The 10,422-nt window shown below is 60.5% G+C and carries 8 protein-coding genes; 6 read left to right on the forward strand and 2 right to left on the reverse strand.

From position 1 onward, the window contains the following. Window positions 1–23: 23 nt before the first annotated feature. The 3 genes from NUW23_03970 to NUW23_03980 all read left to right on the forward strand — a co-directional run bounded on the left by NUW23_03970 (window position 24) and on the right by NUW23_03980 (window position 5,088). A complete protein-coding gene (locus tag NUW23_03970) occupies window positions 24–1,280 on the forward strand; it encodes a hypothetical protein (GenBank protein ID MCR4425333.1) in 1,257 nt (418 codons plus the stop codon). A gap of 77 nt (window positions 1,281–1,357) precedes the next feature. Further along, on the forward strand, window positions 1,358–2,599 hold the full coding sequence (locus tag NUW23_03975; protein ID MCR4425334.1) for a glycosyltransferase family 4 protein: 1,242 nt from the start codon (window positions 1,358–1,360) through the stop codon (window positions 2,597–2,599). Next, window positions 2,596–5,088 carry a sugar phosphate nucleotidyltransferase gene (locus tag NUW23_03980; GenBank protein ID MCR4425335.1) on the forward strand — a complete coding sequence of 831 codons (2,493 nt, stop codon included), beginning with the start codon at window positions 2,596–2,598 and terminating at the stop codon, window positions 5,086–5,088. The genes NUW23_03975 and NUW23_03980 overlap by 4 nt, the downstream gene beginning before the upstream one ends. On the opposite strand, the gene NUW23_03985 is transcribed toward NUW23_03980, so the two are convergent. Together NUW23_03985 and NUW23_03990 are read right to left on the reverse strand one after the other, a co-directional pair. Then, on the reverse strand, window positions 5,085–6,713 hold the full coding sequence (locus NUW23_03985; protein ID MCR4425336.1) for a DUF1957 domain-containing protein: 1,629 nt from the start codon (window positions 6,711–6,713) through the stop codon (window positions 5,085–5,087). The two genes, NUW23_03980 and NUW23_03985, sit on opposite strands and share 4 nt — an antisense overlap. Before the next feature lie 16 nt (window positions 6,714–6,729). Beyond that, window positions 6,730–7,686, reverse strand: a complete 957-nt coding sequence (locus NUW23_03990; protein ID MCR4425337.1) for a DUF4912 domain-containing protein — start codon at window positions 7,684–7,686, stop codon at window positions 6,730–6,732. Window positions 7,687–7,841: 155 nt separating this feature from the next. Between NUW23_03990 and NUW23_03995 the strand changes: the two genes are divergently transcribed. The 3 genes from NUW23_03995 to NUW23_04005 form a co-directional block, all read left to right on the forward strand. Next, window positions 7,842–9,431 (forward strand): DUF1957 domain-containing protein, encoded by a 1,590-nt coding sequence (locus NUW23_03995; protein MCR4425338.1) that lies wholly within the window; start codon window positions 7,842–7,844, stop codon window positions 9,429–9,431. 55 nt (window positions 9,432–9,486) lie between these two features. Continuing rightward, window positions 9,487–10,287, forward strand: coding sequence for a glucose-6-phosphate isomerase (locus NUW23_04000; protein MCR4425339.1), 801 nt, complete (start codon window positions 9,487–9,489; stop codon window positions 10,285–10,287). 46 nt (window positions 10,288–10,333) lie between these two features. Continuing rightward, the coding region (locus NUW23_04005) for a hypothetical protein (protein MCR4425340.1) at window positions 10,334–10,422 on the forward strand (89 nt) is incomplete at its 3' end.

Raw genomic sequence — 10,422 nt, forward strand, 5'->3', positions numbered from 1 at the left:
CGTAGTGGGATGCAATGACTGCCATGCCGCAAGCGCTCCCGCCTGCGCCGCCCGGAGCTGGGGATATCGGGGACGCCCACTGGGAGATGGCTCGGGCGGCGCAGGCGGGAGCGCTTGCGGCATGGCAGTCATTGCATCCCACTACGTCGGTTTATGAAGAGGATATCAACAGAGACCGTGTCGTTGAGGTAGTGATCACCACGCCCGAGGACATGTACGTGCTGTCCCCCATCGGAGGCAAGCTCCTGTACTGGTTTGACCTCGAGAATGGGGAAGAGATCGTGGGAAGCGAGGTAGGCGTCCTCCCCGGTGAGCGGTTCGAGACGGAGTCCCAGGCTGTGGAGGGAGTTCGCGTCCGGGCGCTCCTGGATCTCTTGGGGGAGGGGGAGCACCTGCCTCTGGATGAGACTTATGAGACGAATATCGGGCGGGATTCGGTGACCTTCACCTACCGGTCCGGCGGCCGGACGATCCGCAAGACCATAACCCCGGTTGATCGAGGCCTTTCTGTTCGGTACTCGATACGAGAACGCGGGCGGGTCGTTTTCACTGTGAAGAATGGGTTCTCGCCAGACTACGCTACTCTCGCGCTAGGCGGGAGGGACGCTGTGGCGTATTACGACCCGGCCGGGGCCATCGCGTCTTCTCTACGGTCCGGCGACAGGTTCGGGCTTGTCAACGTGCTCTCGGGCACCCTCGTCTCGGTCGTGCTGTCGGCAGAGTCTTCTGAAACCATCTCCCCGTCGAAGGTCAGTTCCCAGGTAGCGTTTCTGGGGCGCGACATCGGTCTCGAATACCGCTTCGATATCGCATCTGGCCATGCAGCGGAGTTTGGGTTCAACATGGTCAGGGGCAAGGTGAGGCCTGACGCTCCGCCGGTTCTGGCCCTGGAAGCCGAGGATGGGGAATTCGCGGCCTTGGTCCCTTCGTACACCCGATCGGTTGTGACGAGGCAGTCTCTGGGCAGGTTCACTACAGGCACCGCGATGGTGGCTGAGGGGGAGGATCAGATGCGAGCTCCTCTCCCTGAAGGCAGTTTCGATCTCGTGGCAACTTCTTTCACAGGCAGGCGAACAGTCATCGACGATGTGTCACGCTACCTCGACGGGCATGGAAGACACGAGTTCTTTCCGAAAGTGGGTGATTCTGAAGTTGATCTCCGGGTGGGTTACGCCCGGGTGGGCCGGCCCTGGACGTTGATCATCATCGGCATCGCGCTCGTTCTCGCCTCGGCGAGCCTCGGGACTGTCTGGCTCCTTCGAAAGCTCAGACGCGAATAAATCACGGCGGTAGGCCAACTATAAGACTGCGGTGCCACATTGGGCCGCAGTCCTTTTTGCTTTTCGAGGAGGTCAAGATGCGCGTACTCGTGTTCAGCTGGGAGTATCCCCCGCGGGTGGTCGGAGGGCTTTCAAGGCACGTCCAAGAACTAGCGAAAGCCATGTCTGAGCTGGCGGAGATACATGTGGTGACGCAGGCCTCAGAGGGCCTCTCACCCGAAGAGGATGACGGCGGGGTGACGGTCCACCGCGTTCCGGTTGCGGGGCCCCATACGGACGACCTCGTCAAGTGGGCAATGCAGTTGTGCTTTGCGATGTTCGGACGGGCGGCAGGGCTCAGCGAGGCTCTCGGACCATTCGACATTGTCCACGCTCACGACTGGCTTGCCGCGTACGCCGGTGCCGGAGTCAAACACGGGCTCGGTGTCCCTCTGGTCTCCACCATCCACGCCACTGAGTGGGGCAGGAATTGGGGCCTCCACAACCCACTCCAGAGACAGATCAGTGACATCGAGTGGTATCTCTGTTACGAATCGTGGCGAGTGATCGTCTGTTCAAAGCACATGAAATCGGAGCTCATGGGCGTATTTGGTGTGCCGGAAGACAAGATCGAGGTTATCCCGAACGGAGTGTTTCCCGAGCAATTCAGAGAGGCTGACGTCGATATGTGGAGGGAGCGATACGCGGCCCCGGGTGAGGATGTCATCCTCTACGTGGGGAGGCTTGTCCATGAGAAGGGAGTCCATCTCCTAGTAGAGGCCATGCCCAAGATCCTGCAGTACTGGCCCGCTGCCAGGCTGATAATTGCAGGGCGTGGCCCTGCAGAGGGACACTTACGTGACCTTGGCAATCGCCTCGGGCTGGGTGGCAAGGTTTCCCTCGTCGGGTTCGTCTCTGACGAAGCGAGAAACGCCCTCTACCGGATGGCCCGGGTTGCCGTAGTGCCGAGCCTATATGAGCCTTTCGGCATCACTGCGTTGGAAGCCATGGCCGCGGGGACGCCTCTGGTGGTTGCGGACACCGGAGGACTGTCCGAGACAGTAGAACACTCGGTGAATGGGTGGAAGTTCTACTCGGGGAATTCGGGCTCACTTGCGGACGCAGTGCTTCACCTCTTGCATGAGCCGGCGACTGCCAAAGGCCTCGCGGAGGCAGCACTCCGTGCCATTGGGGATGTCTACGACTGGAAGAAGATCGCCCAGCGGACCATAGAAGTCTATGGCGAAGTGCTTCACAAGGCACGGCAGGCAAGGATGCAGGAACCAGTCCACGTTGGGTCTCCAGCGGCCGGGGAAACGAGGAGGTGGGCAATGCAGTGAAAGCTGTCATAATGGCTGGAGGCAAGGGGACCAGGCTGAGGCCGCTCACGTGCAACGTGCCCAAGCCGATGGTGCCGGTGGTGAACAGGCCGATGATGGAACACGTGGTAGACCTCCTGCTCGCCCACGGGTTCCGCGACTTGGGGTGCACGTTATGCTACATGCCCGAGGCGATTCAAAACCACTTCGGGGACGGTTCCGCTCTTGGGTGCAAGATCATCTACTCCGTTGAGGAAACGCCTCTCGGCACCGCCGGAAGCGTCCGGGCGCTCGGAGGTTTCCTCGATGGCACCTTCATCGTGGTAAGCGGGGACGCACTCACCGATATCGATCTTCAGGCAGCCGTGGAGTTCCACAAGTCAAAGGGGGCGGCGGCCACCCTCGTGTTGACCCGTGTTGCCACGCCGCTCGAGTATGGAGTGGTCATCGTGGACGACGGGGGCAGGGTGAAGAGGTTTCTCGAGAAGCCGTCCTGGGGAGAAGTCTTCAGCGACACCGTGAACACGGGGATCTATGTACTCGAGCCAGAAGTGATCTCTCTTGTGGATCCCAGCCGAGAGTTCGATTTCAGCAAGAACCTGTTTCCGCTTCTTCTCGAGAGGAGGTACCCTCTCTTCGGATACGTAGCCGAAGGTTACTGGTGCGACGTTGGGAACCTGGAACAGTACCGTCAGACTCATCAGGACATACTCACAGGGCGGGCGAGGGTGAGAGTGGGCGGAGTGCAGGTAGATGAGGGGGTTTGGCGGGAGGAAGGATCGGAGATCGAACCAGGAGTGAGGTTGATCCCGCCTGTCGTCATAGGAGCGGGGGCCGCAGTGCGCAAAGGTGCGCTCATTGGTGATTGCTCGGTGCTCGGACCGGAGTGTGTGGTCGCTGAAGACGCCTCCCTGCTCAAGACAGTCGTGTGGGCGGGCTCCTACATAGGCCGCGAGGCCGAACTCCGCGGGGCGATCCTGGGGCCTCGCACGAGCGTGAAGGGTCACGCCAGAGTGGACGAAGGGGCTGTGGTCGGCGCCGGTTGCTCTCTCGGGGAGAGGTCGCACGTGAAGTCCGGGGTGAAGATATGGCCCGATAAAGTGGTGGACCAGGGGGCCCAAGTCAATACGAGCCTGGTGTGGGGCCTCCACTGGTCGAGGAGGCTGTTCGGAACTCTGGGGGTGGCAGGCTTGTCCAATATTGAAGTCACCCCGGATTTCGCAGCCAGGCTGGGCGCCGCCCACGGGACGTGCATCGCCAGGCAGGGGGCGGTCGTGGTCTCGAGTGACCCCAGCCCAGCGTCCAGAATGATCAAGAGGGCCATGGCCTCCGGCCTCACCTCTGCTGGCCGGGACGTTCTTGACATCGGAGACGCCACGACCTCCATCGCGCGGTTCGCCATTCCTACTCTCGCCGCGGCTGCAGGAGTGCATGCGAGAGTCTCCCCCTACGATGCGTGTGCAACTCTCGTTGAGTTCCTGGATGAGCGGGGGATCAACATAGACCGGTCCACCGAACGGAAAGTGGAGAACGCTTTCCTCACTGAGGATTTCAAGCGGGCAACCTGCGACAAGGTGGGAGACGTCAGCACAGTCGCCGGCACGGCTGGCAGGTATCTCGACGCACTGATCCGGACGGTGAACGCTGACGTGATAAGGGCGAGAGGGTTCTCCCTGGTGTCTGGGTTCCATCGGGCAGGCCCGGCGGGAATTGTCCAGCACCTCCTGACCACGCTCGAGTGCTCTGTGGTCCATCGTCTCGATGGAACGGACTTCCTGGAAGCCCTCGGGGAGCTGTCCGCCCTCGTCGTGCAAAACCGGGCGGACATCGGGTTCCTGCTGGATCCCAACGCAGAGAGACTGACCCTCGTTGACGAACGGGGAGAGGCGCTTTCAGCGGAGGACCTCCTTGCCCTTGTCTGCACGGGGATCCTGAAGTCAGGCCAGTCGAGGCGCGTTGCGGTCCCCGTCACGGCGTCCGCGTCCCTTGAGGGAGTCGCAAGGAGGCTGGGCGGACAGATCGTCTGGGCTCAGGCAAACCCAAGGTCGGTAATGGAGAAGGCCATCGAAGCCAAGATCCATATAGGTGGAGGGACTCTCCCACAGTTCCAGCCTGTGTACGATGGGCTGTTCGCTCTGGCTGTCATCCTCGAATTGATGGCGCGGGAACAGACGACCCTCTCGGAACTGGTGAGGGCGGTGCCCAGGTCCTACATGAGAAAATACTCGGTGGATTGCGCGTGGCAGGCGAAGGGGCGTGTGATGCGTACACTCATCGAGGAATCTGAGAACGAGGATGTGCAGCTAATCGATGGGATCAAGGTCTACAACGACCGTGGCTGGACCCTGATCCTGCCTGACTCCGAGGAGCCTGTATTCCACGTGTACAGCGAAGCGCAATCGCCTGAGATCGCCGACGAAATCGCCGCCGTATACATGGATAGGATTGCCGCAGTGGCGGCGGACGGGACGGGAGAATCGACCGAGGGACTGGACGGGGCCATGAGCTAGGCCCCCGCCGCGGCCCAGGTCTCCTGCCTCTGTGCAGGCCGTCCCGCCCAGATCGAGTAGTCGAGGTCGGGGAAGATGTTGTCTTGGGATTCCACTCTGCAAAGCCAGGCACTGTCCACTGTGCCGGACTGTATGTCTTCGCTGAGCCGGAGAAACCGGGAGATGTGAGCCTTGGTGCGCTGTACCGCGTAGTCCGCGCATGTCCCGGTCTTCATAATGAAAGCCCAGTCGGAGCTCTGCGCGAGCAGGAGCTCCCGGGCGGCTTGAGTGAGAGCCCGATGGGTCAACTCCGGCTGTGGCGGCGGATAGCGGCGCGCAAGCTCGGTCATGCGCCATGCAGCCGCGTGGAGGTGCCGGTAGATCCACTGGTTTGCATCAGCGAGCCACACCTCACTATACCCGCCATATCCCCATGACGACATAGAAGGCGTAGAGACCTGGTTCCTTGGGTAAACCTCCAGGTAGTCGGAGGGGGTTACCAGTTTGATCGTATCCTGGTCGTAAGCAATCTTGCGAATGAGGAAGTCTATGAACTCGGGGCCTTCAAACCACCAGTGACCGAAGAGTTCTGCGTCGTAAGGCGCCACAACGATGGGTGCCCTGTCCATCACCCCCGCCAAGTACTCCACCTGCCGCTGTCTGTTGAACACGAAATTGCCTGCGTGGACTGCGGCCTTCTCAATCGCCCAGGCCCTTACGTAGGGCTCTTTGTGTTCTCCACGGCATGTGACTCTGTAGTACTTGATGCCTGTCTGATGCCTTATGTCAGACGGGCACATGTAGGGGCGGAGGTAGCCGATGTCCAGCTCGTAACCGATATCCCGGTAGAACTCCCTGTAGTCGAAGTCTCCCGGGTAGCCCTCCATGGCGCTCCAAACCTGTTTCGAGGACTCCATGTCACGCCCGAATGCGGCTACACCGGCCCGCGTATACACAGGTGCGAATACCCCGTAGCGTGGGCGAGGGGATGCATAGGTGATCCCGTGTGAGTCGGTGAAGAAATACCGAATTCCCGCCTCTTTGAGGTGCCAATCGTGTCCTGGACTGTACCCGCACTCTGGTAGCCACATGCCCTTGGGAGGTGAACCGAAGACCTTCTTGTGGAAATCCACGGCCGTGAGAATCTGAGCCCTTGCCGCCTCGGGGCAGACATCCATGAGAGGGAGGTATCCGTGAGTGGCCGCGGACGTTATCAGCTCGAGCCGTCCGGCGTCCGCAAGGCTCTTGAAGCCATCGAGGAGATTCGTGCGGAGCTCGCCCCGGTAGACTTCACGCACTCTCCGAAACCTATCCCTGTACATGATCGCGCTTTCGTGGAACTCAGGCTGCCACCGGGTCCTCTCGACTTCCCTCTCAGCGAGTTCCACGAGGTTGTCCAACCGCTGGAGGTACCTGCGACGGAGAAGCTCATCCCCGAGCATGGAGGCGAGCGGAGGCGATATGGAGATCGTGATTCGATATGGAACCCCGTGCTCAGCCAGACGAGAGAAAACCATGTACAGGGGAACATAGGTCTCAGTGACCGCCTCATAGAACCAGTTCTCTTCCAGGCACTCGTCCCGTTCCGGGTGCCTGACATACGGAAGGTGCGCGTGGAGCACTATCGCGAGAAAACCTTTGTGCATGCACTGGGACCTCCGTTCACACAGGCCTTGTACGTGACACGCGCCACGTGATGCTTCGTTCCACCATCCCGTCGGCGGATACGGCCCTGATCCCCACGTGGTGGTCACCCGGGGGAAGGGCATACCTCACCGAGAACCTGCCGTCAGGCGAGAGCTGAACTTCCGACCCACCTATCGTCACAGTCGAACCGGGCTCGGTTGCGCCATACACGATCACCTCGGTATCCGCAACCAGCCAGAACTCACGACGCCCCGGGGGAGGCGGACCAGGATACGGGCTCGAGACGCCTGTGATTCCGCCCGAGCCCGCGGCGAGGACTCGAGCCCATTCCTCAGTCTTGATGAACTCGGGAGACCCGGGGCGGGTCCCAGGGACAGAAGGCACCGCCAGTTCGAGCTCTCTGATGGTGGCCCACTCTTCGTCTACTACGCCTGACACCCCCGCTCTTGGGGTGTGCACCACGTTCGACCTTGCGATCAAGTGGAAGTGAGCGTCCTCGGTAAGCAGGCCAAGGTCAACGCAGTAGGACCTGTCTGGCTCCTGAACGTTTAGGTACCAGTTGTTCGCGAGGTTGCTGACTCGGATATCCGTGGTCGACCTGGAATTGGTCCCATCGAACTGAATGCCGGTGACATCATGTACGCGCAGGGCCATCGCCGCGGTGTCCCGCAGGGCACCCAATGACCGGGAGAGCTCGAATTCCGTCTCCTGGGCGATCTCCCAGTAAACATGCATCCAGAACGGGTCCCGGACCTGAAGGACTATTCGCGTCTCGCCGTACCCGTCCGGAACGGTAAAAGTCTCCTGGTCATAGCCGGGCATCTGTGGGACTTCCCGGGGTTCAGCCAAGGTGAACTCGGCCACGGGCACCTGGGCCACTTCCGCCGGGCCTTCTCTGACCTCGAGGTCTTGCCGGGGGAAGTCCTCAATACGCAACTGCTCTGGCGTTGGTTGTTCCGACCTGTCGCACACGCAGGAAACCTCCTTGGGCTCCGTGGCAAGTTCTATATTAGTCTGCCCGGTAGATACGGGAGCTATCCGGCACGGGATACTTGGGCCGCCTTGGGCAAGACTAAACTGATGCTGGACACTATCGTCCAGTCAGAGTTGTTCGGAGGTGCCCGACGATGCCCGTTGGTTCCTTTGCCCTGGTGCTCCACTCCCACATTCCTTATTGCCGCAAGTCCGGAGTCTGGCCCTTCGGGGAGGAATGGGTCTTTGAAGCCATGGCGGAAACGTACATCCCTGTCCTGGACGTGATAAGGTCTGCCCCGGTTCCGCCTGGCCACCCCTTCCTGACCCTGAGCCTCACCCCAGTGCTTCTCGAGCAGCTGGCTGACAGCTACATGCAGTCCCGGTTCCTCGAATACCTCGACCAGCGAATCGAGGCTGCCAGACGCGACGCAGAAAGGTTCGGTGACGCCAGAGACGATCGCCTTGCCGGACTTGCACGTTTCTACGCGGATTATTATGAGCATATCCGCGGAAGATTCACGGACGAGTACGACTGTGGTCTCATAGGGGCCATCAGGGACATGGTTGCCGACGGCCGGGTAGAGGTACTCGCGAGCGCAGCCACTCACGCGTATCTTCCCCTTCTATCGAAGGACTCCAGCATCAGCGCGCAGGTGAAGATCGGAATTGAGGCCTGCAGACGCCATTTTGACTGTGGCCCTCGCGGCATCTGGCTCCCTGAATGCGGGTACAGTCCAGGTAGAATCGAGCGTGCTCTGGAGGACTGTGGGATCCAGTACTTCTTCGCGGACACCCATGCCGTCTCCGGCGGCGCCCCAATGGGACTCTATGGCCCTGAGCCTGCAGGTGTCCGTCAGTGCGCTGCGCTTCCTGGACTCAGCACGTACAGGCCTTACAGACTTCGAGGATGGGACTTGGCAGTGTTCGGTCGAGACGAAGCTACCGCCGCACAGGTGTGGTCACGGGATTGGGGGTACCCTGGAGATGGGGCTTACCGCGAGTTCCACAAACGAGACGACCGGTCCGGGCTACCCTACTGGAGAGTCACCAACAGACTTCTCGATCTCGGCCAGAAGGATATCTACAACATCGAGGCCGCTCGGGCCACCGCAAGGACTCATGCAAAGCACTTCGTGCGTCTCCTCGAGCGAGGGCTCAGCCGCTATTTGCAGGAGACAGGCGAGGCGGGAGTAATCGTATCACCTTTCGACATGGAACTCTTCGGTCACTGGTGGTTCGAAGGAGTGCAGTGGCTGCAGGATGTGTTTGACATCTTGCTCCCCGAGAACACCGTACAGATGACGTCAGCAGGTGAGTATCTCGCTGCCCACCCGCCAACCATCGAGATCGATCTGGTCGAGAGCTCATGGGGGCAGGGAGGAGGACACAGCATATGGCTCAATTCCGGAACACGTTGGATGTGGGAGTCTGTGGTGAAAGCTGAGCAGATCGCCGGGAGGTTAGGGGCGGATGCCGAAAGGCTTCCCCAAGAGGCTAGGGATTTCGCGGATCAGGCGGTGAGGGAATTCCTGCTGCTCTCCGCGAGTGACTGGCCGTTTCTGGTTACCACAGGGCAGGCCCGGGATTACGCGCAGGAGAGGTTCACACGGCACCTCGAGGATTTTCACTTGCTCGCGGAGGCGGCGGACCGGGCCCAACCGACGGACTCGGACCGCGAGGCCTTGGCGAGGGTGCGCGAAAGAGACGCTGTGTTCCAATGGGTCGACTGTTCTAAGTTGTGATATACTCAAGGATGAATCCGGTAATCCAGCGAGTTGACGAAACGAGGTGGCTAGGATGGTGGACCTGAGTCTCGCAGCTGGCCTGCCTATTTCACTGGGCGATGACTCCAAGCTGATATTCGGGCCCGGCTTGCCTGAAGTCGCCCCGGTCGCCAGGAAAAGCACGGACATGGCCGACCTGTGGTACCAGCCCGATCGAGTGACGGAGGCTGAGATCTACCACATGTACAGGGATGTCCACATGCCGGAACACACCAAGCTGATCCGGGAGAGAGGGCTCAGGTACGATGTGACGATCATCCTCCCCGGAAAGATGGGAAGCGAGTTCATCAAGACTGCCGGCCACTATCACCCGGTCAAACCCGGCACCAGGGTCACCTACCCCGAGGTGTATGAGGTTCTGTACGGAGCTGGCCATTATCTGCTCCAGAAGGCCGATACGGGTTCCGGGGATATCGTCGACGCAGTGTTCATCGAGGCTGAAGCGGGACAGCAGGTTGTCATACCACCTGATTACGGGCATATCACTATCAACCCGTGGGACCAGCCACTTGTGATGGCCAACTGGGTGGCTGCGGATTTCGTGTCGGAGTACAGCCAGATTAAGCGGTTCCGGGGAGGGGCCTACTTCGAGATCGCCGAGACAGCTGGTGCCTCACGGTTCGTGCCGAACAAGCGGCACGAAGGGGTGGCTCCCTTGCGCAGCCTGGAACCTAAAGATCTCCCGACGTTCGCCCTGATATCCGGTCACCCAATGTACCAGGCTTTCCTTCAGTCGCCAGACAGGTACCGCTGGCTTGTGGAGCCGGAGCGGTTCGTCGACGAACTCGAATTCATTATCAGCGCGCCGAACTAGGTTTTTGGTGGGTGAATCCAGCTTGAGAGAGCTCAACTGCGTAGTAGTGACCGGCCTGTCCGGCGCGGGCAAGTCCGAGGCCGCCCGGGCATTTGAGGACCTCGGGTTCTTCTGCATAGACAATCTCCCCGCCGG

Source organism: Bacillota bacterium (assembly GCA_024655925.1).
Classification (GTDB): Bacteria; Bacillota; DTU025; order DTU025; family JANLFS01; genus JANLFS01.